This window comes from Paenibacillus sp. R14(2021) (assembly GCF_019431355.1).
Lineage (GTDB): Bacteria > Bacillota > Bacilli > Paenibacillales > Paenibacillaceae > Paenibacillus_Z.
In genome coordinates this window covers 3,299,234-3,326,188 of the sequence record NZ_CP080269.1, presented here as the reverse complement: position 1 = coordinate 3,326,188, position 26,955 = coordinate 3,299,234, and the positions used below count along the sequence as shown (strand labels likewise).

The 26,955-nt window shown below is 54.8% G+C and carries 25 protein-coding genes; 22 read left to right on the top strand and 3 right to left on the bottom strand.

Features of this window, described 5'->3' with window-relative positions; translation table 11 throughout:
* The first annotated feature begins 19 nt into the window (after positions 1–19).
* The 12 genes from KXU80_RS15460 (at position 20) to KXU80_RS15405 (ending at position 14,277) form a co-directional block, all read left to right on the top strand.
* Positions 20–1,567, top strand: a complete 1,548-nt coding sequence (locus tag KXU80_RS15460; protein ID WP_219834159.1) for a spore germination protein — start codon at positions 20–22, stop codon at positions 1,565–1,567.
* Positions 1,564–2,772: a Ger(x)C family spore germination protein gene (locus KXU80_RS15455; protein WP_219834158.1), complete on the top strand. Its 1,209-nt coding sequence runs from the start codon at positions 1,564–1,566 to the stop codon at positions 2,770–2,772. The genes KXU80_RS15460 and KXU80_RS15455 overlap by 4 nt, the downstream gene beginning before the upstream one ends.
* Before the next feature lie 4 nt (positions 2,773–2,776).
* Entirely contained in the window at positions 2,777–3,010 is a 234-nt protein-coding gene (locus KXU80_RS15450; protein WP_219834157.1) for a hypothetical protein, read from the top strand.
* 10 nt (positions 3,011–3,020) lie between these two features.
* On the top strand, positions 3,021–4,145 hold the full coding sequence (locus tag KXU80_RS15445) for a GerAB/ArcD/ProY family transporter (RefSeq protein ID WP_219834156.1): 1,125 nt from the start codon (positions 3,021–3,023) through the stop codon (positions 4,143–4,145).
* A 341-nt stretch (positions 4,146–4,486) separates the two neighbouring features.
* On the top strand, positions 4,487–4,804 hold the full coding sequence (locus tag KXU80_RS15440; protein ID WP_219834155.1) for a hypothetical protein: 318 nt from the start codon (positions 4,487–4,489) through the stop codon (positions 4,802–4,804).
* Positions 4,805–4,860: 56 nt separating this feature from the next.
* Positions 4,861–6,690, top strand: a complete 1,830-nt coding sequence (locus tag KXU80_RS15435) for a hypothetical protein (protein ID WP_219834154.1) — start codon at positions 4,861–4,863, stop codon at positions 6,688–6,690.
* Positions 6,691–6,941: 251 nt separating this feature from the next.
* Positions 6,942–7,700 carry a threonine/serine exporter family protein gene (locus KXU80_RS15430; RefSeq protein ID WP_219834153.1) on the top strand — a complete coding sequence of 253 codons (759 nt, stop codon included), beginning with the start codon at positions 6,942–6,944 and terminating at the stop codon, positions 7,698–7,700.
* A 15-nt stretch (positions 7,701–7,715) separates the two neighbouring features.
* A complete protein-coding gene (locus KXU80_RS15425) occupies positions 7,716–8,165 on the top strand; it encodes a threonine/serine exporter family protein (RefSeq protein WP_219834152.1) in 450 nt (149 codons plus the stop codon).
* A gap of 103 nt (positions 8,166–8,268) precedes the next feature.
* Positions 8,269–10,023 carry a sensor histidine kinase gene (locus KXU80_RS15420; protein WP_219834151.1) on the top strand — a complete coding sequence of 585 codons (1,755 nt, stop codon included), beginning with the start codon at positions 8,269–8,271 and terminating at the stop codon, positions 10,021–10,023.
* A gap of 9 nt (positions 10,024–10,032) precedes the next feature.
* Positions 10,033–10,782, top strand: coding sequence for a LytR/AlgR family response regulator transcription factor (locus KXU80_RS15415; protein ID WP_219834150.1), 750 nt, complete (start codon positions 10,033–10,035; stop codon positions 10,780–10,782).
* Between the two features lie 176 nt (positions 10,783–10,958).
* Entirely contained in the window at positions 10,959–12,752 is a 1,794-nt protein-coding gene (gene cstA, locus KXU80_RS15410; protein ID WP_219834149.1) for a carbon starvation protein CstA, read from the top strand.
* Between the two features lie 154 nt (positions 12,753–12,906).
* Positions 12,907–14,277: a sedoheptulokinase gene (locus KXU80_RS15405; protein ID WP_219834148.1), complete on the top strand. Its 1,371-nt coding sequence runs from the start codon at positions 12,907–12,909 to the stop codon at positions 14,275–14,277.
* Between the two features lie 66 nt (positions 14,278–14,343).
* Here KXU80_RS15405 and KXU80_RS15400 read toward each other — a convergent pair whose 3' ends face one another.
* A complete protein-coding gene (locus tag KXU80_RS15400; RefSeq protein ID WP_219834147.1) occupies positions 14,344–15,195 on the bottom strand; it encodes an oxidoreductase in 852 nt (283 codons plus the stop codon).
* A gap of 233 nt (positions 15,196–15,428) precedes the next feature.
* Between KXU80_RS15400 and KXU80_RS15395 the strand changes: the two genes are divergently transcribed.
* The 3 genes from KXU80_RS15395 (at position 15,429) to KXU80_RS15385 (ending at position 18,379) form a co-directional block, all read left to right on the top strand.
* The gene (locus tag KXU80_RS15395; protein WP_219834146.1) at positions 15,429–16,010 is read left to right on the top strand and encodes a TetR/AcrR family transcriptional regulator; all 582 of its coding nucleotides are present in this window, start codon (positions 15,429–15,431) and stop codon (positions 16,008–16,010) included.
* Positions 16,011–16,123: 113 nt separating this feature from the next.
* Complete coding sequence (locus tag KXU80_RS15390; RefSeq protein ID WP_219834145.1) at positions 16,124–16,948, top strand: SDR family oxidoreductase; 825 nt, start codon at positions 16,124–16,126, stop codon at positions 16,946–16,948.
* 177 nt (positions 16,949–17,125) lie between these two features.
* Positions 17,126–18,379: an MFS transporter gene (locus tag KXU80_RS15385; RefSeq protein ID WP_219834144.1), complete on the top strand. Its 1,254-nt coding sequence runs from the start codon at positions 17,126–17,128 to the stop codon at positions 18,377–18,379.
* Positions 18,380–18,513: 134 nt separating this feature from the next.
* Here the strand turns inward: KXU80_RS15385 and KXU80_RS15380 are convergent, their stop codons facing one another.
* Entirely contained in the window at positions 18,514–19,389 is an 876-nt protein-coding gene (locus KXU80_RS15380) for an AraC family transcriptional regulator (protein ID WP_219834143.1), read from the bottom strand.
* A 147-nt stretch (positions 19,390–19,536) separates the two neighbouring features.
* Here KXU80_RS15380 and KXU80_RS15375 point away from each other — a divergent pair, with 147 nt between their 5' ends.
* The 3 genes from KXU80_RS15375 to KXU80_RS15365 all read left to right on the top strand — a co-directional run bounded on the left by KXU80_RS15375 (position 19,537) and on the right by KXU80_RS15365 (position 23,218).
* Positions 19,537–22,275 (top strand): alpha-L-rhamnosidase, encoded by a 2,739-nt coding sequence (locus tag KXU80_RS15375; RefSeq protein ID WP_219834142.1) that lies wholly within the window; start codon positions 19,537–19,539, stop codon positions 22,273–22,275.
* A 360-nt stretch (positions 22,276–22,635) separates the two neighbouring features.
* On the top strand, positions 22,636–22,869 hold the full coding sequence (locus KXU80_RS15370) for a ferredoxin (RefSeq protein ID WP_219834141.1): 234 nt from the start codon (positions 22,636–22,638) through the stop codon (positions 22,867–22,869).
* A complete protein-coding gene (locus KXU80_RS15365; RefSeq protein WP_219839063.1) occupies positions 22,862–23,218 on the top strand; it encodes a globin domain-containing protein in 357 nt (118 codons plus the stop codon). The genes KXU80_RS15370 and KXU80_RS15365 overlap by 8 nt, the downstream gene beginning before the upstream one ends.
* Before the next feature lie 72 nt (positions 23,219–23,290).
* On the opposite strand, the gene KXU80_RS15360 is transcribed toward KXU80_RS15365, so the two are convergent.
* Complete coding sequence (locus KXU80_RS15360) at positions 23,291–24,886, bottom strand: phytoene desaturase family protein (protein ID WP_219834140.1); 1,596 nt, start codon at positions 24,884–24,886, stop codon at positions 23,291–23,293.
* A gap of 242 nt (positions 24,887–25,128) precedes the next feature.
* Here KXU80_RS15360 and KXU80_RS15355 point away from each other — a divergent pair, with 242 nt between their 5' ends.
* The 4 genes from KXU80_RS15355 to KXU80_RS15340 all read left to right on the top strand — a co-directional run bounded on the left by KXU80_RS15355 (position 25,129) and on the right by KXU80_RS15340 (position 26,907).
* A complete protein-coding gene (locus KXU80_RS15355) occupies positions 25,129–25,662 on the top strand; it encodes a DinB family protein (protein WP_219834139.1) in 534 nt (177 codons plus the stop codon).
* Positions 25,663–25,760: 98 nt separating this feature from the next.
* A complete protein-coding gene (locus tag KXU80_RS15350) occupies positions 25,761–25,946 on the top strand; it encodes a hypothetical protein (RefSeq protein ID WP_219834138.1) in 186 nt (61 codons plus the stop codon).
* Positions 25,947–26,011: 65 nt separating this feature from the next.
* Entirely contained in the window at positions 26,012–26,386 is a 375-nt protein-coding gene (locus tag KXU80_RS15345; RefSeq protein ID WP_219834137.1) for a VOC family protein, read from the top strand.
* A 206-nt stretch (positions 26,387–26,592) separates the two neighbouring features.
* Positions 26,593–26,907, top strand: a complete 315-nt coding sequence (locus tag KXU80_RS15340; protein ID WP_219834136.1) for a cupin domain-containing protein — start codon at positions 26,593–26,595, stop codon at positions 26,905–26,907.
* Positions 26,908–26,955 lie beyond the last annotated feature (48 nt).

Here is a 26,955-nt window from a genome sequence, read left to right as displayed (position 1 = left end):
TCAGTAAGGAGGACATGCCATGCCTGGTAAGGACGAACGGGAACAAACGGTCAACTGTCTGGATCGATCCATTGCCGACAAACTTGCCAAAATCCAGAGGGAGCTTGGCGACAGCGATGATTTAATTGTAAAAAAGTTCCGCTGCTTGCAGGCCTGGCATGCCGTTGCGATTTATATTGATGGACTGGTGGACACTCAACTGCTTCATAACTCGATCCTTAAGTCGCTTCTGCTCAAACAGGAGTTCGGGGAATTGGATCCGCTAACTGACGATGACCGACTGGAATATTTGCAGCAGTATATTTTAATTGCGGCCCATAGCGGCACGTTTTGCACATATAAGGAATTATACGACCGGCTGCTCACCGGTCACGCTGTTCTGATTCTGGAAGATGAGGGGGAGGGTCTATGGATTGACGTTGCCGGATTAAAGGAGCGAAGCGTGGGCGAGCCGCAATCCCATGCGGTCGTGCGCGGACCGATGGAAGGGTTTGCCGAGAACATCCGGACCAATACGGCGCTCATCCGCAGACGCATTCGCGACCCGAGTCTATGGATTGAATCCAAACAAATCGGCAAAGTCACCCATACAAGCGTAGCTGTAATGTATATCAAAGGAATTGCTGACGAAGGGGTACTCGAAGAGCTGAGGTCGAGACTCGATCGCATCGATATTGATGGCATTCTTGAAAGCGGCTATATCGAGGAGGAAATTCAGGACAAGGTAAGAACGCCTTTTCCTACCATTTACAATTCGGAACGTCCGGATACGATCGCGGCGGGACTGCTGGAAGGAAGAATAGCCATCGTGGTGGACGGGACTCCGTTTGTCCTTTTAATCCCGGCTTTGTTCGTGCAATTCTTCCAATCGCCGGATGATTATTACCAGCGTGCAGACATCAGCACGTTGATTCGCCTTCTACGCTATTTGGCCTTCTTTATCGCCCTGCTCGCTCCGGCGATGTATATCGCCATCTCGACTTTTCACCTTGAAATGCTGCCGACAAACTTGATTATCAGCATTGCAGCGCAGCGGGAAGGGGTTCCGTTCCCGGCATTCATCGAGGCGCTGCTCATGGAATTGACCTATGAGATCTTGCGTGAAGCCGGCGTTCGCATTCCCAGAACGATCGGACAGGCGGTTTCGATCGTCGGTACGCTTGTCATCGGGCAGGCTGCCGTCGCAGCGGGCGTCGTATCCGCGGCAATGGTCATCGTGGTATCGATTACGGCGATTTCAAGCTATGTCATACCCGAAAACGGTCTGTCCAGAGCAGTGCGAATGCTGCGGTTCTGCATCATGTTTCTTGCTGCCTCGTTCGGACTGCTCGGTATTTGGCTTGGATTAATGGCTGTTCTTCTCCATTTGACGACGCTGAGGTCGTTTGGCGTGCCGTATATGAGCCCTTTCGGGCCTTTCGTTGCAGCTGATGTGAAAGACAGCATATTTCGTTTGCCTTGGAATCGGATGAAGACGCGGCCCGTTTATAATTCCACGACGGACAGGTTGAATAACCGGAACGGCACGCGGCAGAAGGTGAGCGTCTCGAGAAGGAGAAAATCATGATCCCCAAATTAATGATGGTCATGCTCCCCGTTATGATGGCTTTCATGTTGGCAGGGTGCTGGGACCGTAAGGAATTGAACGAGCTGGGCATCGCTGTCGCGATCGGCGTAGACCGCGCTCCGAAAAACCAACTCAAGGTAACGGCCCAGGTCGTTATTCCTTCGGAGGTCGCAAGCAGCCAGTCCTCCAAGAAAGGCGGACCCAGCGTTACGTTGTACGAGTCTGTTGCCCCGACCTTTATGGAGGCCATTCAGAAAATGACGGAAATCAGCCCGCGCAGGGTGTATTTGGGTCATATCAAAATGTTCATCTTCGGCGAATCGCTTGCCCGCAAAGGGATCGCCGAAGTCGTGGAAGCGATGGTTCGCGAACCCTCTACCCGATCGGACTATTATGTCGCGGTGGCCGAAGGGAGAACGGCCTCGGACATTTTGCAAATCACGACGCCTCTCGAATCGATCCCGGCCAACAAGATGTTTGCGTCATTGGATGCATCGTCCGAAACTTGGGCGCCAACCGCCAAGGTGACCGTGGATGAATTGATGAACAATTTGCTGACTTCCGGCAGTCCGGTCTTGACGGGAATCCAACTGGTTGGCGATTTTCGGGAAGGTAAAGTCAATTCCGTACACAATAATGAAACAACGAAGCCCGCTGCCCAGCTTCAATTTACCGGGCTGGGGGTTTTCAAGAAGGATCGGTTGATCGGATGGCTGAACGAGGATGAGAGCAAAGGCTATAACTTCATCAAAAACCAGACCAAGCAAACGGTAGGGCATTCTGATGTTCCCGGAGGCCGAGTCGGCGTTCATGTGCTCCGAAGCAAGACGGAAGTCAAAGCATCGGTCGTCAATGGCAACCCCGTCATTCGGGTCAAGCTGAACAGCGTAGCCACATTGACGGAAGTTCAAGGCACCGAAATAGAGATCGGCAGTCAGCAGAATATTCGATTGCTCGAGCAAGAAGGCGATAAACGGGTAACCGATCTGATGAAGCTAACGGTTGATTCGGCCCGCCGCAAATATAAGTTCGATATTTTTGGCTTCGGGCAGCTTATTCATGAAACGGATCCCAAAGCGTGGAAGCGCATGGAAAAAAATTGGGATCAAATCTTCATGAAAATGAAAATTGATTATTCGGTGCATACGAGAATCACCAAACTAGGCACGTTGCTCGATACGTTCCAGAAAGAAATGAAGGGGTGAGGGAATGCTGGGCACCGTCTTTGTCCTGTGCGTTGCCGCAGCCGTGGCTTATAGAGAGCTGCCGCGGCTGCTCCGGCAGCACCAGCGGAAGGAAGCTGCCGTATTTCTAATGATGCTGCTCGCTGGCGCTCTCTTCAGCGAGGTGGCTGTGACTGGACAGAGGACACCCAGCCCTTTAAAGCTAATCGAGATCATTTACGGACCTTTGAATCAGCTGTTAAATCGTTTGTTGGAATGATGGAGGAATCATGATGAGACTGGAAAAAGGAAGGATCGGGGTCAGGCAGCTCGTTGTGCTCGTATTTTTGTGTGCGGTCGGAGACATGTTCCAGCTCTATCCCTCCGTCGTAGCCTCCTTGGCGCATCAGGATGCTTGGATATCGGCTTTGCTAGGTATTATCGGGGGTGTAATCGTGACCGCTGTCCTGCTGCTTGCAGATCGGATCGCTTCGGACTTATCGCTGATCGAAACCTGCATCCACGTTCTTGGCGCTGTGCCGGGGTTCGTCCTTTCCATCTGGTATCTCTTTTACTTTGTTATGGTTTGTTCCTATCTGGTGAGGGAGATGGGAGGGTTTATGACAACGGAAATTTTCATGTCCACTCCTATCCAAATTGTCCATTTATTGCTAATTATGCTGATCTTGTGGGGCATGAAAGCGGGCCTTGAGGCGATCGGAAGAAGCGGCGAAATTATTCTACCGGTATTCCTCCTGGCAGCTGCCATCCTCGTCGTATGCCTGCTTCCGCAAATGCAATTCCATTATTTGAAGCCGGTTGGGGAACACGGACTTGCGCCCATCGCGCGCGGGATGGTGACAGGAACCTCGTTTCCGTTCGGCGAACTGTCCGCGGTTCTTATGATCCTTCCTTACGTTAAAAGACAGCCTCATTTGGCGAGGGAAGTTCTCTTCGGATCCATTGCAGCCGGGCTGGTCTTTTCGGTGACCACAACCGTATCGCTCGCCGTCTTGGGTCCCAACTTGACGGGCTACAGTACCTATTCGATGTACGTACTGGCTCAAAAAATAAATATCGGCAATTTTTTTCAAAGAATTGAAGCGCTTATGGCAATCGCTTATTTAATCTCGACGTTTTTTAAAGCGGTCCTCTTTTTTTACGCCTTTACGGCAGGCACGGCGCAGCTCTTTCGACTCAGGCAAATACGTCCGCTTTACCTTCCGGGGGGCTTCCTCGTTTTTGGCTTGGCGATGATCATCGCTCCGGATGTAACCTATTACCTAAAAACGATTGTTACGCCATGGATGTATTGGGATTTGACCAATGGGTTGGTGCTTCCGCTCTTCTTATGGCTGATTTATAGGATCAAGAGAAAATGGAATGATGCCCTCACCCCTACAACAAATAAGTAAATGTGATATTTACCGTCAGTATGAACACAAACGGACATAATTTATAGGTATTATTTGGGTGATTGGGCATAACCGGCAATCCGGGTAATAACATTTTGCCGCGAATCCGGGACACGCAGCGCGTATTCGAGCATCCAGTTATCACGGGTCATTAACAAGCGTTCTCGGCCCCGATTATTTGCTTCGCACCCATCGCCATAGGCATTACAACTCGATTCCTAAGCCGGGCGACTGGCATAAAGACAGCTATTGGGGCTACGCCAAAATGCGCAATCATCATCCATGGTGGGCGATGATCATGAATGTGCTCGGTACGCCGCTTTAAGTTAAAATTCGAGTTCATGCGTACAACGGCCCCGGCTTCGCCGTCATGGGATAACCAAGAACATTCGTGGTCGGCGGTGCAATTGGATGCCGATGCCGTGGAATCCGGTGTGATCGGAGTAGAAGTGTGGAACTGGCTTTCGGGTGAGATCGGCAGTTTGGCTGGTACCCAATCCGAAGATCCGGCGCGAATTCGGGTATTCGCGCTAGGGCAAACCACTGGACAAACGACAGGCAAACCATCGTTGTCCCGTCTTTGTGGGAGGATGGTTTGCCTTTTCTTTGTTCTGATTCCATGGTCCTATTCGAATGCGTTCCGCGGTGTGTTAGCATAACAATTAAGGATGTTAATTACTGGAATACGCACACGGTAACGAAGGGGGCGCGGAGCATGGAAGCGCATATGGATAAGAAGGCGCATGCGCCTCGTTCCGGCAAGACAGCACCGCCTGAGCAGGACCGTCAGGAGAAGGCGCAGGGAGCGGCGAGCCGGCTTGGGTCTGCGGCCGGCTCGAACGGCATGTCGGCTGCGCAGGCGATCGGCCTGCAGAAGCTGATCGGCAACAGAGCCGTCGCGCAGCTGATGCAGAACCGCACGCAGCCGCCGCACGGAGAGAATCGCGGCGCAGCGAGGACGGGCACGGGCGGCAAGGCGAGCCCGCCGATGCAGCTTAGAGTGATCGACCACGATATATACAGCGAGTACGACGAGAACAAGGCGAAGGAGTCGACCAAGCTCCTGTTTCTGGCGGCCGAGCAGGAGGACAGTCTGATTGCCTGGGAGCAGGCGGCCAAGCTGCTGCTTGGGAGGATCAAGAGCCTGCGGAGCAACGAGATGGTCAAGGATAAGGCGGAAGCCGGACTCGAAGCGATGACGGTCAAGCTCGGCGAGATCAGCACGGCGAAGGCGACGGCAGTAAGCGAAATGACGAAGCTGATCCAAGCATATCAGACGCATGCGAAGCCGCCTGTCATCAGGAAGGGCGGGTCTGGGTCGGCCAGGGATCGCCTGCGGGTGATAGCCGAGTTAAGGGCTAATGCGGATAATACCGTTAAACGGGCCATCCAAGGCAGCGCGGATCTTGTGCAGGAGGGTTATACCAGTATTCAGGTAAAGCATGGCGAGATGGATACGTTCGTGACCAGGCTGCAGCAGGAAGCAAGCGACAAGAAGAAAGGGAAATCGAGCTTCGAGAAGCTCCAAAGCGCGCACGGCACCGCATCGGAGCAGGGCGGTTTGTTCGAAATGGCGAAGGAGCTCCGCATTGAAGTGCCGGAGTCGATCCATGAGCTGCAGCTGGATTCGTCCGCGAAAGCAGGCGACAAGCAGTGGATCGAGGCAGGCGAGAGCGCTTCGAAGGGCTCGGCGCAGCTGGAGAAGCTGCGGAACATGGTTGATTCGGCCGCTGCGAATAAACGCAAATACGAGGAGCAGCTGAAGGAGCTTCCGTTCTGCCTGCAAGTGAAAGGGGAGCTCGAGCGGCTCAAAATCAAAGACGGCGGCGAGCTGACGGACATGCTCGATGCCAGGAAAGACGCGATGGAGGATGCCCGGAACCAGAATTGGGCAGGCGCGAAGGATAAGGCGCTTAAAGCGATGCGGCTGGCCCGCAAGCTGGACGGCCTGGCCGACCGCTTCCGTAATTATTCCCGTACCGGCGGCGTTAAAGACAAGCTGCTGGCCGGTTCAATTCGGGAAATATTCATCAAATTGAACGAGCGGCCCTCGTACACGAACGAAGAGGCGCTCGAGTATATGCAGGACATCTATGAGCAGCAGTGTGCCGTAAGCCGATATAATTGGCTGACCTTCCTCGGCATAGCCGGGAATATCATCGTCGGCAGCGATAGCAATCACTTTACGACCTTTAACGATTCCGTCCCGATGAGGGCCTCGTTTACGGTGTATAACCAAACGGCCGCAGATCTATGCGACGAGCTGTTCGGCGTCGGCAACGAGATGCTCCGCCTGCATTCAACACGCGTCGTGGGCGCGGAGCGATACCACCGTTATTGGCAGACAAGCGGCCAAGCGGATCCGATCTATTCGGCCAATGTTACGAATGACGACCTTGCGAATACGAATCCCACCGCCTACGGCGAGCTGAATGCGCGCTATGGCATCATGCGCCGCCATATGATGAAGAAGGTGGAGGAAGCGATTGAGCTGCATGGACGCGTCGGCACCAACGACCGGGGGCAGCAATTGACATACGACTAGCAGCGGGTGCAAGGCCCGCCAGGAAGACCGTCTGGCGGGCTGCCCGGACGGTTCTTTTGCATGAGTACTTCTGCTGTAAGAGGCTTGCGCGGAGGAGGGACAGATTCTTTTTGCACGCGGGCTGGTTATTATGGTTTAATTAGAAGCTTCCATTCGAAACAGGAGCTTGAAAGGAAACTCTCTAGTGATCATTGGGCAAACTAATAAGACTGCGGACTTCGATTGCGCCCGGAGGAGGACAGAGGAGATAGATGGACGTTAACGTGAACGACACGAAGGAAATCGCGGAAATTTGTTTGTTAGCCGGCAAGCTGATGCTGAGTAACGGCGCCGAAACCTACAGGGTAGAGGATACGATGATGCGCATCTCGCAAGCCTATGGATACAGCGGCGCGAACAGCTATGTGACGCCTACCGCGATTCTATTCTCCATCGAAGGGGCGGAATCGGCGCAACTGGCGCGCATATCGAATCGTACGATCCGCCTGGATAAAGTCACTGAGATCAACAGCATTTCCAGAAGGATCAGCGGCGGGGAGATCACCGTAAGCGAGGCGTTTCGGCTGCTCAAAGAAATCGAAGCGTCGCGCAAGCACTATCCGCTGTGGTTCAGCACTTCGGCAGCTGCCATAGCGAGCGGATGCTTCATGATTATGTACGGCGGTATTTGGAGCGACTTCCTGCCTGCGGCGATTGCGGGCGGCGGGGGCTACTTCTCGATTGTGATCGTGCAGCGGTATATTCATATTAAGTTCTTCACAGAATTCATTGCCTCGCTGCTGGCAGGTCTGCTCTCGATCGTGCTCGTAAGCAGCGGCTTCGGCCATCAGTTCGATAAAATCTTGATCGGCTCGGTCATGCCGCTGGTGCCGGGCTTATTGATTACAAACGCCGTTCGGGACCTGATGGCGGGGCATCTGGTTTCGGGGTTATCCAAAGGCTCGGAGGCGTTCCTCACCGCCTTTGCCATTGGAGCCGGCATCGTAGCCGTATTAAGCTGGCTGAGTTAAGGGAGGCATGTACGAATGATTGCAGCACATATAATAACGAGCTTCATCGCTTCCATGGCGTTCGGCATCCTGTTCTACGCGCCGCGCGAAGCCATTATTCATTGCGGCTTCATTGGGATGCTGGGCTGGATGACGTACCTCGTGTGCAGCTGGAGCATGGATCCCGTGACGGCAACGCTGTCCGCGTCGTTCGCGGTGACCATTACCGGCCATCTATTCGCCAAGGTGCACCGAAAGCCGATTATCGTATACAGCATCTCAGGCATTATCCCGCTCGTGCCGGGCGGCTTGGCTTACGAGGCGATGCGGCAGTTCGTGCAGAAGCAGTATCCGGCTGCGCTAGGAACGGCTGCCGAGGCGTTCCTCATATCCGGCGCAATCGCGGTCGGCCTGGTCGCCTCCGAAGTGCTGAACCAAATCGTCAAACGGGCATCGAGCGAGAAGAATTCTCTTCACAACGAATAAATGACTAGCGCCCCTGGTTTGCACGCTGCATATTCACGCCGGGTTGGGACAAGATGAGAGAATGAAGAGAGAGCGGTGAATGATGAGCGCAAGAGGTGGATAGATGTTTAAGTTGCTGCCTTTAATGCTGGAGCGGGTCGGCCTTCTGTTGATTGCCGTCTTTTTGCTGTCCCGCATGAAAGCCTTCCGCCATATGATCCATCAGGAGAAGGACGGCAAAGAGAAATGGCTATTGATTGCCATATTCGGAGCATTCGGCATTATTAGCAACTATACCGGGATCGAAGTCGAGCAGGGGCTTATTTCCGTGTACGGCTGGCAGACGGACGTGCACGAGCACAGCGCAATTGCCAATACTCGGATTTTGGGCGTGGCGCTCGGCGGGTTTCTTGGCGGTCCGATCGTCGGCTTGGGCGTCGGGGCGATTGCCGGCTTCCATCGGTTGACGCTGGGCGGGTATACGGCAGTTGCCTGCGGCATCTCGACGCTGCTGGCCGGCATCGTGACGGGGCTGATCAGCCCGTATCTTCGCTTGAACGGAAGAATCTCTTTGTGGCGGGCCGTCCCAGTCGGCATCGTGATGGAGTGCATCCAGATGGGGCTTATCCTCCTGATCGCCAAGCCCTTCGAAGACGCGCTTAAACTCGTGACCGTTATCAGCGTGCCGATGATCACGATTAACGGGTTCGGTACCCTTCTGTTTCTGCTCATCATCCAAACGATTCAGCAGGACGTGGAACGCACACGGGCGCTGCAAACGCACAAAGCGCTTTATATTGCCGACTTGACGCTTCCTTATTTCAGAAAAGGATTAAATCCGAAGGCGTGCCAGGATGCGGCGGCGATCATACTGAAATGGACGAACGCGGATGCCATATCGATTACGGATCAGCATCGCGTCCTTGCGCATGCCGGTGCGGGATCCGATCACCATATACCGCTGCAAGCGATATCCACGCTATTGACGAAGAAGGTATTGGAGCATGGAGAGATACTGACGGCGAATGCCCCGGAAGAGATTCAATGTGAAGAGAAGCACTGCCCTTTGCGAGCGGCCATCGTGCTTCCGCTGAGCGTGCATAACAAGACGGCGGGAACGTTGAAGCTGTATTTTACCGATCGGAGCCGAATGGACCAGGTGGAACAAGAGCTTGCGGAAGGGCTGAGCAGACTGATCTCCACCCAGCTGGAATGGGCGGACGCGGAGCTGCAGAGCAAGCTGCTGAAGGATGCCGAAATCAAAGCGCTGCAGGCGCAGGTGCATCCGCATTTCCTGTTTAATGCCATTAATACGATTTCCGTGCTCTGCCGGACAGACCCGGAGAAGGCAAGGCAGCTGCTGCTGCAGCTGAGCGTGTTTTTTCGCAGCAACCTTCAGGGAGCGCGCCAGATGCTGATCCCGCTGCACAAGGAACTGGAGCATGTGGAGGCGTATTTGGTATTGGAAAAGGCTCGTTTCCCCGAAAAATTCACCGTGGATACAGTCATTGATCCTTCACTCGAGCAGGTGCTGATTCCGCCTTTCACCATTCAGCCTCTGGTGGAGAACGCCATACGCCATGCCTTCTCGGCATTCGAAGAAACCAGAACCGGGCATATCTCCATTCGGGCGTACAGAGAGGACGACAAGCTGGTCTTGATCACCAAGGACGACGGAAAAGGCATTCCGGCCGACCTGCTCGCATCGCTTGGCAATCGAACGGTCAAATCGGAGCAGGGAACCGGTACGGCCTTGCATAATATTCAGCGGCGAATCGCGGAAATTTATAACGGCGAAGCCGCATTTCTCATCCGGAGCGAGGCCGGAACGGAAGTGACGCTGAGGGTGCCTATCAAATACAGCAGTCAGGGGGACTGACCTACGGATATGTTAAAGGCTTTTATCGTAGACGACGAGCCGCTGGCAAGAGAGGAATTGACGTACATCCTGCGCCGCAGCAAACGGGTGGAGGTCATCGGCGAAGCCGGGAACGTGAAGCAGGCGCTGGAGCAAATTAAGCAATTGGCGCCCGATGTTGTCTTCTTGGATATCCAGTTGTCGGAGGACAGCGGCATGGAGCTTGCGGCGGTACTGCAGAAGCTTGAGCTTCGGACAGACATCGTGTTTGCTACGGCCTACGACGAGTATGCCTTGAAGGCATTTGAGCTGAATGCCGCCGACTATATTCTGAAACCGTTCGACGAAGCGCGGATTAAGAAGACAGTCGAAAAAATCATCAGCCATCGGGAACGGCAGGATAACAAGCCTGTATCCGCCGCCCTTCATCATGCTCACTCCTCTGGGCGGATCGATAAATTGGCCATATCCGTAGAAGACCGCATCTTGCTGGTCAGCCTAAGCAGCATTCTGTACATCAGCTCGGCGGAGGGGAAGACCGAAATTGCTGTGGGCGATAACCGTAAATATACCGTGCTTGAGCCGCTTGTTGCCTTTGAGCAGAAGCTGCTAGGGACATCAATTGTTCGCGTCCATCGTGCGTATCTCGTCAATCAAGACGCCATCGTCGAAATCCAGCCCTGGTTCCATTCCACCTACAATCTGATCATGAAAGACGGATCGGCTGTACCCGTCAGCCGGACATTCATCAAGGAGCTGAAGCATAGGATCGGCTTCTAACTGAAATAGCATGAATGGCGGCATCTGCTGATTTGAAAGCGATTGCAATTCGAAGATGAATTTTTGCCTCTCGTCCCTAGAACCTTGCGTTTTGTCCTGAAAATCGATCGTTTCGCTTTTCATTTAGTATGATCGTACCAGAAGGACATCTTGTGAGAACAAGGGAGGCCAAAAGAATGAATGCGATTACAATCGTAATTGGATCTATCTGTATATTGATGATCGCTTACCGGCTGTACGGCACGTTTTTTACGAAAAAAGTACTTCGGCTCAGCGACGACACGCCGACGCCCGCGCATCTGCTGGAAGATGGCAAAGACTATGTCCCAACCAATAAATGGGTAACGTTCGGCCACCACTTTGCGGCGATAGCTGCGGCGGGCCCGCTCGTCGGTCCGATTCTGGCGGCGCAATTCGGCTATCTGCCGGGACTGCTGTGGCTGCTGATCGGAGCGGTGATCGGGGGAGCGGTTCATGATGCCGTCGTCTTGTTCGCATCGATGCGCAAGAACGGGAAATCGCTGTCCGAAGTGGCGAAGGATGAGCTTGGGCCGGTCGCCGGCATCTGTACGGGACTTGCCATGCTGTTCATTATCACGATTACGATGGCGGGCCTGTCCATGGTCGTGCTTCATGCCTTGGAGAACAACCCTTGGGGAACGTTCGCCGTTGCCAGCACGATTCCGATCGCCATGGGCGTCGGTCTTGTTTACAAGAAAACCGGTAATTTGAGATGGACATCGACGGTAGGCTTCGCGCTGATCATGGTCGCCATCGTCATCGGGCCCTCCATCCAAGGTACGGTCATCGGCGATTGGCTGACGATCGATGCCAAGACGTTGGCGCTTATCCTGCCGGTATACGCGTTTTTCGCAGCCGCGCTGCCGGTCTGGTTCCTGCTCGCGCCTCGGGATTATTTAAGCAGCTTTATGAAAATCGGCGTGTTTATCGCGTTAATTATCGGCGTCTTCATCATTAATCCAAGCGTGCAATTCCCTGCCTTCACGGACTTCATCGGAGGCGGCGGACCGATCATAGCAGGACCTGTTTGGCCGTTTATCTCCATCACGATCGCCTGCGGTGCCATTTCCGGCTTCCACGCCTTTATCGGTTCCGGTACGACGCCTAAAATGATCAACCGTTGGACCGACATCAAAGCGGTCGGCTTCGGCGCCATGCTGGTTGAGTGCGTCGTGGGCATTATGGCGCTTATCGCAGCCGTGTCGCTGCAGCCTGCCGACTACTTTGCGATCAACGCCAAACCGGAAGTGTTTCAAACCTTGGGCATGCATGTCGTTCATCTGCCGCAGCTAAGCCAAGAAGTCGGACTCGGCTTGGAAGGAAGAACGGGCGGAGCGGTTACGCTGGCCGTCGGGATGACGTACATTTTCACGAAAATCCCGTGGTTTCATCAAATGGCGCCGTATTTCTTCCAGTTTGTCATCATGTTCGAAGCGGTCTTCATCTTGACGGCGATCGATGCCGGAACGCGGGTATCCCGTTACCTGATTCAGGATTTCGTCGGTGAGCTGTACAAACCGCTTAAGCGGGTCGACTGGCTGCCGGGCACGATTTTTGCCAGCGCGCTGGCTTGTCTGCTATGGGGCTACTTGCTCTCCTCGGGCGACATTGGTTCAGTCTGGGCGTTGTTCGGGGTTTCCAACCAGCTCATGGCGACGATCGGCCTCATGATCGGCGCAACCGTGGTCTTGAATATCGCAAGCAAACGGCGTTACATGCTCACTTGCCTGATCCCGCTTGCGTACCTGTTCGTGACGGTCAACTATGCCGGGTATTGGATGGTAAAGAACGTCTACCTCAATTCGGCGTCGCCTGGCTACAATGTGCTGAACGCGGTTCTGTCCATTACGATGCTGATTCTAGGTCTTGTCATCATGGTCGCGTCGATCAAGAAATGGATGCAGATCTTGAGCTCGCCGCGGGTGAAGATGGAAGCTTTAACGTCATAATTCACACAAAAATCATGGGGACCCTGGCTCAGGGTCCTGTTTGTTTTTTCACCTGCGATTATAATTACAGTTGTGACAGAGAAAAATAACAGTAGTGGACCCGAAGATTATGCTAATTATTTGATTTCATATTGCGAAATGAGGGATTTTACCAATGCTAGTTGCGGGAATCGATATCGGCACGACGTCGATCAGCGTCGTCGTTGCTTCGGCGGAAACCGGCGAGACGCTTGCAGTCGTCACGAGAAAGAATGACGCCGCGCTTGAAACGGACCGGAGCTGGGAGCATATACAGGATCCGGAACGGATCTTTGCAATCGTCGAGGAATTAATCGCGGAATGCTCGCGCCACTGGCCGGACGTTACCGCCATCGGCGTATCCTGCCAAATGCACGGCATGCTTTACGTGAACCGGGAAGGCCGCAGCGTCAGCCCGCTCTATACGTGGCAGGACGGTCGGGGCGATCTGCCGATGAAGACCGGCGAGGATACATACTCGCTTCATCTCGGCAAACTGGAGGGCCATTCGCTGAGCAGCGGATACGGACTGGTGACGCATTATTACAACACGCTAAACGGCGAAGTGCCCCCCGATGCTGCGCACCTATGCACGATTGGCGATTACGTCGTCATGAAGCTGACCGGCTCGGCAGTTCCGGTCATGGATCCGTCCAACGCAGCGGGCTTCGGGATGTTTGCGACGCAGGCGCTGGCCTTCGAAACGAAAGCGGTGAAGCGGGCGGGTATGGACGCGGCGATGCTGCCGCGGATTTGCGAGGGTTACGCTGCGGCGGGCGTAACGCCGGACGGCAAGAAGGTAGCTTGCGCGATCGGCGACAACCAGGCGAGCTTCATCGGCTCCGTCCCGCAGCTGGAGCATATGCTGCTGGTTAATATCGGAACCGGCTCGCAGATTTCGATCTATACCGAGGGTTACGAGGAGATTGCGGGGCTAGAGACGCGGCCTTTCCCAGGCGGCGGCTTCCTTCTCGTAGGCGCGCCGCTCAGCGGGGGTAAATCCTATGCGCTGCTGGAGCGGTTCTTCAAGGAGACCTGCCGTTCGTTCGGCATCTGCATCGATGACGACGATATCTACGATCGGATGAACGAGATGGCAGGCAAAGCGCTGGAAGACGGCGCAGAGCTGCTCCGGTTCGGCACGCAATTCTACGGTACGCGCCACGATCCCCTTGTGCTGGGCCATATCGCTGGACTCCGGCCGGATAATTTCACGCCGGGGCATTTCGCCGCTGGCGTTCTCGGCGGTATCGTCGACGAGCTGATGGGTTATCTCCATCTACTGCCGGGCAGGCTGCTTAACCAGATTCAGCAGGCCGCCGGCTCGGGTAACGGTATCCGCAAAAATCCGGTCATGCAGCAGCGGCTGCAGGATCGTCTGAATATGCCGCTGTTTCTGTCGGGAGCGCAGGAAGAAGCCGCGTTCGGCGCCGCTTTGTATGCAGCGTCAGCGGCGGGCATGTTTCCGGATTTGAAAGCTGCCATGGCGGCGATGGGCAAGAATTAACACCAAAAAAACACCGTGTGACACGGTGTTTTTTTCATTCGGTTATGAAGCTGAAGGCAGCGGCAATTACTTCACGTCGTCATGATCCGTGCCGGTAATAACCTCCTGCCAGTTCGCGATATCCTGCTGGAAGTCGGCTGTTTTCTGTGCATAACGAGCGAGCGTATCGTTGCCAAGCGGCAGATGTACGGGAGGCTTCTCCGCGTTTGCCAGCTTGATGAACGCCTGCGCAAGCTTCTTCGGATCGCCAGGCTGTTTCTTGTTCGCTTCGGTGGCAAAGCTGCGCATCGCGCCGACCGTATCGGCGTAATCATCGATCACGTTGCTGGTCCGGGTTAAGGAAGAGGTATCCAGGAAGTCGGTGCGGAAGAAGCCCGGAGCGACAACCGTGGCATGAATGCCGAGCGGAGCCAGTTCTAGCGCGAGCGCCTCCGTAAGGCCTTCTACCGCGAATTTGGTGGAGCCGTATACGCCCCAGCCGGCATACGCCCCTAAGCCGCCAACCGACGAGATGTTAATAATATGCCCGGAGCGGCGTTCCCGCATGTGAGGCAGAACGGCACGGACCATATTGAGCGTGCCGAATACGTTCGTTTCGAAATTTCGGCGAACCTCATCTCCGGTTGCTTCCTCGACCGCGCTCAGCAGGCCGTAGCCGGCATTATTTACCAGCACGTCGATGGAGCCGAACGCCGCGACGGAACGGGCTGCAGTCTGCTTAGCTGCTTCTTCATCCGTGATATCGAGCACGGTGACGAGCAGGTTCGGGTTGTTGTTCAAGCGGGCGGCAAGCTCCTCGGGCTTGCTTCGAACCGTCGCGATGACCTTGTCTCCGGTTTCTAGTACGGCCTGCGCGATTTCAAGTCCAAACCCTCTTGCAGCACCGGTAATCATCCAAACTTTGCTTATGTTGTTCATGAATGTTCATCCTCCTGGTTATGTGATGGTATCGCGCTTGGCGATGAACTAAGAATACCAGAGGCGCGCGAGGTCGACTTTTCTGCACGGCTCAATTTTGTTGTTCATTTCGTTCATGGCGAGATGATGTTGACATGGGGAGATACAAGCGCTATGATTAGAACGATCATTCGATCTGCTCGCAGCGCGCGGCGATTATTGATCGAATATCGTTTCAATCGAGGTGTATCCAAGTGTTCGACAAGTATAATAAAGTGCAGCGTGCCGTCTTGGAGACGACCCTGCGCATCATTATCCAGAAGGAGCTTCAGGCGACATCCATGGCGCTGATCGCCAAAGAATCCGGCGTGTCGACGGGCAACATTTATCACTATTTCAAGAGCAAGGAAGAGATCATCAACGAGCTGTATAAGGCGATCGTTGCCCATAACGGCGATCTGGTAATCCCAGGCGTGAAGCAGCCGGGCACGATTCAAGAACGATTCTTTCGGGCCTGGGAGCAGGTTCTCTTCATCAGCCGGAAGTACCCGGAAGGCTTTCAATTCATCGAACAGTATTCGTTCTCGCCCTATATTTCGGAGGAGTCCAAGAACGAAGCGTACATCAGCGGATGGTGCGGTCCTGTGGATGACCTGTATCAAGAGGCGATCGATCAGCAGCTATTCGTGAAGATGGACCCTAAGCTGATGGTTCAGATGCATTACGGCTCTATTGTCTACAGCGTCAAAGGAAATATTCAGAGCAATTTCGGACTGAACGCGGAAACCACGCGCCAAGTCATCCAAGCCTGTTGGAATTCCGTTCTGGCGAGATGAAATTAAGTCCTGGTCGCCCAGGACCCTTTTTTCGCCTATTTATAGAATGAATATTCGGTCTAACGGGAATGTTATAAATAACAATACATGCACGCACAAAGGAGTTTACAACCATGAAGAAAACTATTTTTATTACAGGCACGAGCTCAGGACTTGGCAAATTAACCGCAATTGCTTTTGCTAAGCTGGGTTGGAACGTTGCAGCGACGATGCGGACGCCGGAGAAAGAAACAGAGCTGACGCAGTACGATAATATTAAGCTGTTCAAGCTCGACGTGACCGATGTCGCTCAGGTGAAATCGGCGGTAGAGCAGGCGATTGCGGCTTTCGGCCGAATCGACGTCGTGGTCAACAATGCGGGCATGGGCTCGTACGGCGCTTTGGAGCTGGCGAAGGAAGACACGATCGATTGGCAGTTTGCCGTGAATGTCCGCGGTCCTATTAACGTTATTCGTGCCTTCCTGCCGCATTACCGGGAGAACAATGGCGGGAAGTTCATCAATATCAGTTCCTATATGGGCGTCACTTCCGCCGTACCGCTCGGTTCACTCTATAATATGTCCAAATTCGCGCTGGAAGGCTTGACCGAGGGCCTCTATTACGAACTGAAGCCGTTCAATATCGGTCTGCATCTGATCGAACAAGGGGGATCCAAAGGCAACAACTTCATCGACAGCATCGTCTGGAATACAAGCGAAGAAATTAAGGCTTACGACGGAATCATAGCCAAATTGAAATCCCTCATGGAATCAGCCAAGGACGACGAGAGCTTGGTCGATGATCCGCAGACGATTGTTAACGCCATTAAAGCGCTGGCCACCGGGGAGAGCACGCAGTTCAGAACGCTGGTGGGCGATTCCGCGAAAGGCCTCATGGCCATGCGGAATTCGATGCCGATCGAGGAATATCTGGAGAAGATCGCAGCGAACTATAATTAACGGTCTACATCTTATACAGGGTTAAAGCATAGAAAGCAGGATCAGTAGAAACCAGGATGGCCAGAGCGGCCTCCTGGTTTTTGGCTTGCTGTCCTTCTGCGGTTCATGTTGACAAACAAAGCGGTTGATCGGAAGATGAAGAGGTGCTCCGTCAACTTCGCGGGCATAATTCTATGAATGAGGAATAATCCATTGCAGAAAAGAACCTTAACGCTCAATCATCTGCTCTTGCTGCTCGTCGTGTTCGGCGGCTTTCTGATCTTCGGCTTCTCGGAAAATATTAAAGGGCCCGCGATTCCTCGCATGCAGGCCGACTTCAGTCTGGACGAAGGGCAGCTGGGCGTGCTGCTCGCGCTGAATTCGCTCGGTTATCTGGTGGCCTGCTCCTTTACTTCCGCGCTGTCTAAGCGGATCGGGATCAAATGGACGGGCATCGCCGCGTTCGCTTCGATGACGCTCGCTGGCGTGCTTATTTATGCGGCGAAGAGCTATCTGTTTCTGTCCGCATCGTATTTTCTCATGTACATCGGCAATGGCATGCTGGAGATCGGGCTTGCGATTATGGCCGCCCGGATATTCACGAAGAATACCGGCACGATGATGAATCTGGCGCATTTCTTCTATGGACTAAGCTCCATCGTTGCGCCGCTGATCGCCGCCTCGATGATGGGCTGGCACCTATCGGGCGGCGGCGAACTTGGCTGGCGCGGCATGTATCTAATCATGCTGTCGCTTGCCGTGCTGCCCATTCTTCCTTCGCTGCGAGGTAAGTTTCCCGAAGAGCGGCACGAAGCCGCCGAGCATGTCTCCTACCGCGAGCTGCTGCGCGATCCTATAGCTTGGCTGATCGTCGCCATCCTGTCGTTCGGCGTCGTATCGGAGCTGGCTGTCGGCAGCTGGCTGGTCAACTTTCTGGAGAAGGCTTACGGCTGGAGCATGGGTGACGCTTCCGGCATGCTGTCCGCCTTCTTCTTGTTCTTCACGCTTGCGCGGTTGTTTCTGGGGCCGGTCACGGACCGGATCGGCTACACGTTGTCGGTTATGATTTTCGCCGCGTTCTCCGGATTGTGCAGCTTGGCCGCCGTTTTGATCGGCGAGAATGGCGCGATCTTGTTCGCCGTGGCAGGCGCCGGCATTGCCCCAATCTATCCCACGATCATGGCGATGATTACGAAACGCTACCCCAAGGGAACGGATACGGCGATTACGTTCACCGTTACGCTCATGGGCATCGCAAGCGTCATCGGCAATCTTCTTATCGGTTATGTGATCGATTTCGTTCGGGGGCAGTTCGAAGGCAGAGGCAGCGCGAAGGGGCAGATTCTTGGCCTTCAGGCCGGTTACGAGTTTATCGCCCTGCTTGCCTTGTTATGCTCGGGCTGCTGCTTGGTTCTCTATATGCTGCTTCGCCGCCGCGGAGAGGTCGTATGAATACAGATACTTCGGCGCGCGCCGCGTGCATGACAGGCACGAAGAACCGCCGCTCCTTTGCAGGGAGCGGCGGTTCTTCGTTGTAAACTCGTTATGGAGCGATGCCGCTTAGCTGCTCATAAGGAGAGCTGGGCTTAGTGCGCTGAGCTCGAAGCACGGTACGCCCTCGGCGAGACGCCGTTCTTTCGTCGGAACAGGCCATTAAAGAAGGGAAGGTCCTGATAGCCGACGGCGGAGGCGATGTCGCTGATTTTGCGGTTGGTCGTGCGCAGCAGGCGGCAGGCTTCGAGCATGCGGACATGCTGGTGGTATGCCTTGAATGACATGCCGGTCTGCTTCGCGAACAAGCGGTGGAACTGCCGTTCGCCGATGCCTGCGATGGCGGCCATCGCAGGCGCGGACAGCTCCTGATCGAACCGGCTGTGGATCGTATCGATGACCGTTTCCAATCCGACCGGCATAGCCGGCCTCGCCGCCGCGGATGCAGCGGACCGCTTGCGGTCCAATCGGAACAAATAGATGAGCAGGCCGAGCACGCCTTGATACAGCGCCGCTTCTCGTCCGGGATCGCTCGCGAGGAATTCGTAATGGAGCCGTTGGAACATTCGCTGAAATTCGCCGTAGGGATCAGCATAACGCCGGTAATCGGCAGCATCCAGAAGCAGCGCCAGCTCGCTGCCGCCCGGTACGCTGCCTAGCAGCCGATGCACGGCTTCCGGCGCGATGACGCAGTTGTAGACGATGAGCGGCTGCTTCGGCGCAGCCGTCAACGGACGGAACACATGCGACACGCCGACGGGAATCAGGAAGATATCGCCTGGCGCGACCGGAAACGCGCCTGCGCCGATGTGATGCGTGCCTGCTCCTTCGCTTACGTAGCTGATCTCCAGAAAATCATGCCGGTGCTCCGTCAGCTGATAGTCCTCGACCGCCCGATTCACGTAGATCGGCAGCGCAGCGTCGAAGAAATCGATGCCGTGCATAAGCGCAATGGGGCGATGGATCGTCATCTGTGCATCTCCATTTCGTAATGGCTGAATCGCCATGCATAAAAGTCTGATTCACCCAAGATATTGCGATGAATTCCATCTTATACTGAAGACAAGGATGGCGCAAGCAAACCGCAATTACGATGAACGAATGGAGCGTGAGCACGGATGGTTTTTGAAGTGAAATCGCTTACTTGCGAGTATCGCAAAGGTCTGCTGGGGACGGATGTTCAGGTGCCTCGGTTCGGGTGGGAACTGCGGGCTGGCCGCAGAGGAACGGTGCAGTCGGCTTACCAGCTGCAGGTCACGGAAGAGGAAGGCGGCTTCGAGTCTCCACTGTGGGACAGCGGCAAAGTAAACGCTTCGCAATCGATTCAGGTGGTCTATGGCGGACCGCCCTTGTCTTCGCGGACAAGGTATTACGTACGCGTGAAAGCTTGGGATCAGAACGGCTTGGAGTCGGCGTGGAGCGATCCGGCCTGGTGGGAGACGGCGCTGCTAGCGCCCGAAGAATGGCAAGCGGAGTGGATCACGCCGGACGAGGCCGCCATTGATCCGCAGGCGGAGCCGGTATTCATGCTGGGCAAACGGTTCGGCGTCAAGCCAGGCATCGTCTCGGCCCGCATATACGCAACGGCAGCCGGCGTCTACGAGCTGTACGTCAACGGAGTTAGAGTCGGTGACGAGCTGCTTGCTCCGGGGTGGACCAGCTATCGGAAGCGGCATGCCTATCAATCGTACGACGTAACGGACATGCTGGCGGACGGGGACAATGCCATCGGCGCACTGCTCGGCAACGGCTGGTATAAAGGCCGGCTGGGCTGGTCAACCGGCCACCAGCTGTATGGGGAACGCCGTGCGCTGCTGCTTCAGCTGCATATTCGCTATGCCGACGGCACGGAAGAGACCGTCGTGAGCGACACGACGTGGAAAGTCTCGGAGGCGCCGATCCGCAAATCGGATATTTACGACGGCGAAGCGTATGACGCCCGTCTCGAGCAAAGCGGATGGAGCACCGCGCAGTTCGACGATTCGGCTTGGAGCGGGACGCAGCGCCTCGCGCTGCCGATCTCGCAGCTCGTCGCGCAGGAGCATCAACCGGTACGGGTTACGGAGACGATTCGTCCGCGGGAGCTGATGATCACGCCGCGCGGCGAGACCGTGCTCGACATGGGGCAGAACATGGTGGGTAGGATCCGGTTGACGCTGAACGTCCCGGCGGGAACCGAGATTCGGCTGACCCACGCGGAAGTGCTGGATAAGGAAGGAAATTTCTATACGGGCAACCTGCGTACCGCGAAGCAGGAAATTGTCTATACGGCAAAGGGCGTTGACGGCGAGACGTACGCGCCAACCTTCACGTTCATGGGCTTCCGGTATTTGAAGGTCGAGGGCTATCCGGCCGGGCAGGAGGCAGAGCTTACTGACCGCATCCAAGGCGAGGTCATGCATACGGATATGACGCCGACAGGCGAGTTCGATTGCTCCAGCGAGGCGGTGAATCAGCTGCAGCGCAATATCGTATGGGGACAGCGGGGCAATTTCCTCGATGTGCCGACGGACTGCCCGCAGCGCGACGAGCGTCTCGGCTGGACCGGCGACGCGCAGGTGTTCGTCCGTACGGCGGCGTTCAACTATGATGTCGCCTCGTTCTTCGCGAAGTGGCTTCGCGACCTCAAGGCGGATCAGAGCGCAGAAGGCAGCGTGCCGTTCGTCGTGCCGGACGCGCTGAATGCAGTCAATGCTTCGGGCGCGCAGACGAAGGAAGGGGAAATTACGGCTTCGTCCGCTTGGGGCGACGCCGCCGTCATTTGCCCATGGACGATGTACCTCTGCTACGGGGATGTCCGCGTACTTGAGGAACAATTCGACAGCATGCGCGCGTGGATCGGCTACATTCGCAAGCAGGGCGATAACGAGTATCTTTGGAATACCGGCTTCCACTTCGGCGACTGGCTCGGCCTGGATGCCAAGGAGAACAGCTACGTTGGGGCAACGCCTCGCGATCTGATCGCGACGGCATTCTACGCATATTCTACGCGGCTGGTCAGGGAAACCGCGGTCGTGCTTGGCCGCGCCGAGGAGGTTCGCGAATACGGCGAGCTGTACGGCCGAATCAAGGCCGAATTCCAGAAGGAGTTCGTGACGCCGAACGGCCGGCTGGCCGCGCCGACGCAGACGGCGCATGTGCTGGCGCTGACGTTCGAGCTGGTCGAAGGAGAGGTCAAGAAACGCATCGCCCGGGACCTGAACGAGCTTGTCGTTAGCAACGAGTATCATCTAACGACGGGCTTCGTCGGCACGCCGTATCTGTGTTTCGCGCTGTCGAACAACGGCTTCCACGAGACCGCCGTGAAGCTGCTCATGCAGGAGAAATACCCGTCATGGCTCTATCCGGTGTCGAAGGGTGCGACGACAATCTGGGAACATTGGGACGGCATCAAGCCGGACGGGTCGTTCTGGAGCGACGACATGAACTCGTATAACCATTATGCTTACGGCGCGATCGGTGAATGGATGTACCGCTGCGTGGCAGGGCTGGATATGGATGAGACGGAGCCCGCTTATCGGAAAATCCGCATTCATCCGCGGTTTGCGGATGGCGCGCTGACGCATGCGAGCGCCGCGCTTCAATCGCCGTACGGCCGAATCGAGTCGGCATGGTCGGTAGACGAGGAGCAAACCGTCGTACGCATGACCATTCCGGCGAACACGACGGCGGAGGTTATTCTGGACGGCACGACGCTTGCCGAAGTGAGGGAGGGCGGAATCGCGGCCGTTGCTGCAGACGGCATTACCGCCGCGGCGGAATCCGAGAATGGCGTCATCCTGACGGCGGGTTCGGGCACGTACGAGTTCCGCTATGCGATGAAGAAGGAAATCGAGATCGAGGCGGCGCTCGTCTAGCGCTGTCGCTGTGCAATACCAAAGCCGGCTTCTGTTCACAGCAGTAGCCGGCTTTTGGTGTTGTCCTTAGGCTAATTTGCCTTGGGAGCCGAGATGGACGCCGGAGCAGATGTCGGACGCTGCGAAGGAGCTGCTCGATCTGGAGGCGCTTCGGCGTTGGAAGGAGCAATGAAGAAGCGCCAAACTTCAAGAGAATCGTTTTTTTTTGTGCAGGACTTGAATATCTTATCCTGAGGCTGTCTAGACAACTGCGGATAAGCATCGATGCTTGGCCATGACAACCTGATTTTGAGCCTGAAGCCGTGTCAAACCATGACGCGGACCCAGGCAATCTCCATCCAGGAAAGGAACGTGGACGCGATGGGTTTTTATACAAAGGTTGATAAAGAAACCTGCATAGCATGCGGGGCGTGCGGCGCGGCTGCACCGGACATATTCGGCTATGACGATGAAGGCTTGGCGGAGAATATCCTGCCAGGGGACGGTAATGAGGGCATTATTGAAGTGTCGAAGGAGCTGGAGGATGATTTGGATGATGCGGAGTCGGGCTGTCCGACAGGCTCGATCGTAACGTCGAAGAAGCCTTATAAGTAAAGCGGCACATGGCCAGTCAGGCGTTTTTCTGCCCGTTTGTCTACGCGGACCCCGAGCTCTCGCCCTTATTTATGGGGAAATTGAGGAGATCAAAGGTAAACAAAAGAAGTTTCTGACCAGCTGCTCGGCGGGCTGCCGCTGTATACGGAGTCGTATGGCTTCACGAATGAGAAAGCTTCATATGGACTTCATCATTCATCCAAGGCTCGCCGCAGCGTGGCTGTCCTGCATGGAGCGGGCGATGAATACGGTCGGTCTAACCGGCGAGGAGCGGGAATTCCTCTTCGATCGGCTGCGCAATGTGGCAGCGGTAATGGTGAATGCCCCGGATGATACAGAAGCGGCCTGACCATACGGTACTGCTTGACAGCAAAGTCCCTCCCGATTCCGGAAGGGACTTTTTTGCGCGGGGATTCTTAGATTACGGGTGATGCGATAGCAGCTGCTGCGCCACGATGTAGCCCGAGCCGCCGTTGATGCCGTGGCCCGGCCAAGTGGCAGCACCCAGCATGTACAGGTTCGGGATTTCCGTCCGGTGGCCCGGTTGAGCAGGCAGCGGTCGGAACAAGTAGCTCTGCGCGAAGTCGTGCGATCCGCCGTAGGGATCGCCGGGACCGGAATTCGGGTTGAAGCGGGCAATCGTGTCCGGCGTAACGACATACTTGCCGATGATCGCGCCCGGAACGTTTGGAATATGCTTGCCCACGATGCCAATGACGCGCTCCGCGAATCGTTCGGTCAGCTCTTGCGTCCACGTGCCGTCGCCGACGTCGATCTGACCGGCTGCATCGCCGCGGGGACGGCAAGGCACCTCAAGAACTTGGAGGCGCATGATGGCTTTGCCTGCCGGTGCTCGGCTCGGATCGAGATTGGTGGAGCAATCGACCGTAAAGGTCGGCTTGGCCGGCAGAAGATCGGCCATCCCCTGCGCGATTGCTTGGGTAAAGCCATCGAGCCCATCGGTCAGATGGGGCTGGCCGACGTTGGCAAACCGCGGATCCGGCCACTTCGGCGCTTCGCTCAGTGCGAGATGGATCTGAATGCAGCCTCTTCCATAGCGGAATCGCTCTGCCTGCGCGCGCAGGACGGGGCTGACCTGTTCGTCCGCTAAGAGCGACAAATACAGCTGATCCGGGCCTGTAGAGGCGACGACAGCATGCTTCGCGTGGTATTCTTCCCCTTCCGCCGTGCGCACGGCAACAGCCTTGCCGTTCTTGACGAGGATCCGCTCAGCTCCCGTACCTGTTACGATCGTGCCGCCCTGATCCTGGACTAATTGACTTAGTGCCTTCGCAAGCATCTCGCTGCCGCCCTCCGGGATCGGCATCCCGCCGCCCATAAGCGCCATTGCCGTGAGCGGCACCCAGATGCCGCTGCCGATTTCGTCCGGCGTGCGGCCCAGATGCGTAACCCATGATGCGAGCATGGCGCGCATGACAGGAGACCGGAAATCGCTTACCGCATTGCGGGCGGTGGAAAACAGGGAAGCGGCGAACGGCGAATAGCCATTTCCTCTGGATTGCTCGTTATGCAACAGCTCCCGAATAATGCGGGAAGCTGGCTGACCGGACAAGTCGAGATTAAATAACTTGAATACATTCCCCGCATAAGGCGCGAATGCTTCGAACATCCGTCCGAGCGCTGCGCCATCGCCGGGGGCCAGCCGCTCCGCTTCAATGGCCAAGTCCTCGCTTGAGCGCGATAAAACGGCTGTCTCTCCGTTCTCCATCGAAACGCCTGTCGGCAGATCCGTGTTCACGTAACGCAGGCCGCGCGCCTCGAGCGCATCCTTGAAGTCCGCATAAGCAGGGCCGGTCAGGAACAGGGGATGGGCTGCCGCGTAGACATCATGCTTGAAGCCGGGCAGCGTCAGCTCTTCCGTGCGTAGAAATCCCCCCGGGCGGTCATTCTTCTCCAGGATAAGGACGCTTCTTCCCGCTCGCGTCAAATAAGCAGCCGCGATCAGCGCGTTATGGCCGCTCCCAATCATAATTACGTCGTATGTGTTCTTCAACAACGATTCCTCCTCCGATTTAACGAAGCCAAATCTAGTTTAGCGTAAGGAAGCGGCGAGGGATGGCGTTTGTTGTCGATTAATACAAAATTTACCTAAATTTTTAATAGCGAATTAAGGAATTTTTTATCCAGGAAGAGAACCGTGGACGTGATATGCGTTGTGTGTTGTGCTGAAGGGGCAGTTATCCGCAAACAAATATGTTAAAATATAGATATCAATTATCCGGGAGAGGGTTGTTACAAGTGAAATACGTAGAAGAAATCATGAGTACCATGAATACGGAACTAGATCGAATTCTTTCCTGCTTGGATTTGTTATCGGAAGAACAAATCTGGTGCAAATTCAAGCCTGCTATGAACGCAGTGGGAAACTTGTGTATCCATTTGGCTGGAAATGAATATCAGCATGTTATAAGCGGGATCGGAAGAATGCCAAACATTAGACAAAGGACAAGTGAATTCACTTCCGACCGTACCTATACAAGAGATGAACTAAAAGCATTGTTAACTCGAACGAGAAACGAATCATCAGGGATCCTCAATCGCTTAACCGAAGATGAACTGAGCCAACCTGTAAGAATCCATTATTCAATAGATGATTGGAATACGATGAAGGATAGAAGTCCGAATGAAGCTGAAGAGGCTGGATATACAAGGGATATCCAAACTATATTACACCAGGTAAGCGAGCATTATGGTTATCATACCGGTCAAATCATTTTACTTACAAAGCTTTTAATCGATACGGATAAATCCTTATCAGGATATACGCATTGAATGAAGATGATGCGCAGCGTATTAAGCTGTGAGGAATCAAGAAAACCTTTGGTAAATATATGTTAAATAGAAATGGAATCTTGAGGTGGTTAATAAATATGACCGTCGTTGTACGCCTCATGCTTCTTAGCGGGTTTACGGATAAAGCAAACTATTATGGCGGCATAACAAAACAGATCTTCCCGAATACCCGAAAAGGGGATTTATCCGTTTATTACAGCAATAACTGTGCCGCTACAGCATTCAACGGCGAAGATGCTCGTCACATGGAGGGATCATTCTGAATTACTGGAGTTAAAACCTGTGACAGATTAATGCGTTCAAAATTCAAGTTAAAAGGAGAATAAAAATGAACGAAGCGAAGTCCTTTCTCGATCAGATTCATTACTTCCGAATTCCGGTGACCGATCTTGACGTATCCGTTCGTTGGTACGTAGATATTCTTGGCCTTGCGCTGCGTACAAAAACAGACGAGCGAGCCGTCTTTGAAGTTGGGGATGGGGCGCTTCTGGTGATCGTCAAGGCAGATGCAGATTCAAGAGGACATTTTTACGTTGAGGGAGCACCAGCGTTTTCGGTCGGGTTTACGTGCCCGGATATTCATGAGTTTCGGGAATATCTTATCGAACAGGGAGCTCGTGCAGATTCGATGGAAGAAGAAGCGGGTCACTTCTACTTTTGCTTCTATGATCCGTCCGGCAACAAACTGCAAGCGCATTGGTGAGATTATAGTTTCCACTTATCACGTCCTGCGCGGTCAATTCAGGAATGTTTATTAGCAATATAGTAGTAAGTAAGCGGCTTCCAGTAAGATAAACGTGCTCTAGAATGCAATGGGGGCGTGACCGGAAATCACATTCGAGCGCCCGGGCAGGGCTTATAATGGAGAAGGTTAGGCAACGCAATCGTAATTGACGGAGGTTAGGAATCATGGATCATCGATTTGCTTTAACGCATCCGGACAAAATCAAGCCGGTCCTGACGGAAAACAAACTCAAAGTCGTGGCGCTGCACCTGCAGCCGGGCGAAAGCTTGGAGAAGCATCATGCCAGCCGGCTGCTGCTGCTGCAATGCTTGGAAGGGAAGCCGAAGTTCGTGCTCTACCCTGCCCGCGGCGACAGCCATCCGCCGGAGGAATTTCGACTGGAGCCGCTGACGCTGTTCCGCGTGGAGGCCGAACGTGAGCATGCCGTATACGCGGACGAGGGCGAGTGCCGATTGGCGCTGTGGCTTGTGGAAGAATAAATAGATCGATAGGCATGGCAAATAGCCCTGAGCCGTCTCATACAGACA

What these genes read in the sequence shown, in the direction of transcription:
- KXU80_RS15460 (WP_219834159.1), top strand. Translation starts at nt 20, where the DNA reads ATGCCTGGTAAGGACGAACGGGAACAAACGGTCAACTGTCTGGATCGA.
- KXU80_RS15455 (WP_219834158.1), top strand. Translation starts at nt 1,564, where the DNA reads ATGATCCCCAAATTAATGATGGTCATGCTCCCCGTTATGATGGCTTTC.
- KXU80_RS15450 (WP_219834157.1), top strand. Translation starts at nt 2,777, where the DNA reads ATGCTGGGCACCGTCTTTGTCCTGTGCGTTGCCGCAGCCGTGGCTTAT.
- KXU80_RS15445 (WP_219834156.1), top strand. Translation starts at nt 3,021, where the DNA reads ATGATGAGACTGGAAAAAGGAAGGATCGGGGTCAGGCAGCTCGTTGTG.
- KXU80_RS15440 (WP_219834155.1), top strand. Translation starts at nt 4,487, where the DNA reads ATGCGTACAACGGCCCCGGCTTCGCCGTCATGGGATAACCAAGAACAT.
- KXU80_RS15435 (WP_219834154.1), top strand. Translation starts at nt 4,861, where the DNA reads ATGGAAGCGCATATGGATAAGAAGGCGCATGCGCCTCGTTCCGGCAAG.
- KXU80_RS15430 (WP_219834153.1), top strand. Translation starts at nt 6,942, where the DNA reads ATGGACGTTAACGTGAACGACACGAAGGAAATCGCGGAAATTTGTTTG.
- KXU80_RS15425 (WP_219834152.1), top strand. Translation starts at nt 7,716, where the DNA reads ATGATTGCAGCACATATAATAACGAGCTTCATCGCTTCCATGGCGTTC.
- KXU80_RS15420 (WP_219834151.1), top strand. Translation starts at nt 8,269, where the DNA reads ATGTTTAAGTTGCTGCCTTTAATGCTGGAGCGGGTCGGCCTTCTGTTG.
- KXU80_RS15415 (WP_219834150.1), top strand. Translation starts at nt 10,033, where the DNA reads ATGTTAAAGGCTTTTATCGTAGACGACGAGCCGCTGGCAAGAGAGGAA.
- cstA (WP_219834149.1), top strand. Translation starts at nt 10,959, where the DNA reads ATGAATGCGATTACAATCGTAATTGGATCTATCTGTATATTGATGATC.
- KXU80_RS15405 (WP_219834148.1), top strand. Translation starts at nt 12,907, where the DNA reads ATGCTAGTTGCGGGAATCGATATCGGCACGACGTCGATCAGCGTCGTC.
- KXU80_RS15400 (WP_219834147.1), bottom strand. Translation starts at nt 15,195, where the DNA reads ATGAACAACATAAGCAAAGTTTGGATGATTACCGGTGCTGCAAGAGGG.
- KXU80_RS15390 (WP_219834145.1), top strand. Translation starts at nt 16,124, where the DNA reads ATGAAGAAAACTATTTTTATTACAGGCACGAGCTCAGGACTTGGCAAA.
- KXU80_RS15385 (WP_219834144.1), top strand. Translation starts at nt 17,126, where the DNA reads ATGAGGAATAATCCATTGCAGAAAAGAACCTTAACGCTCAATCATCTG.
- KXU80_RS15380 (WP_219834143.1), bottom strand. Translation starts at nt 19,389, where the DNA reads ATGACGATCCATCGCCCCATTGCGCTTATGCACGGCATCGATTTCTTC.
- KXU80_RS15375 (WP_219834142.1), top strand. Translation starts at nt 19,537, where the DNA reads ATGGTTTTTGAAGTGAAATCGCTTACTTGCGAGTATCGCAAAGGTCTG.
- KXU80_RS15370 (WP_219834141.1), top strand. Translation starts at nt 22,636, where the DNA reads ATGGGTTTTTATACAAAGGTTGATAAAGAAACCTGCATAGCATGCGGG.
- KXU80_RS15350 (WP_219834138.1), top strand. Translation starts at nt 25,761, where the DNA reads ATGACCGTCGTTGTACGCCTCATGCTTCTTAGCGGGTTTACGGATAAA.
- KXU80_RS15345 (WP_219834137.1), top strand. Translation starts at nt 26,012, where the DNA reads ATGAACGAAGCGAAGTCCTTTCTCGATCAGATTCATTACTTCCGAATT.
- KXU80_RS15340 (WP_219834136.1), top strand. Translation starts at nt 26,593, where the DNA reads ATGGATCATCGATTTGCTTTAACGCATCCGGACAAAATCAAGCCGGTC.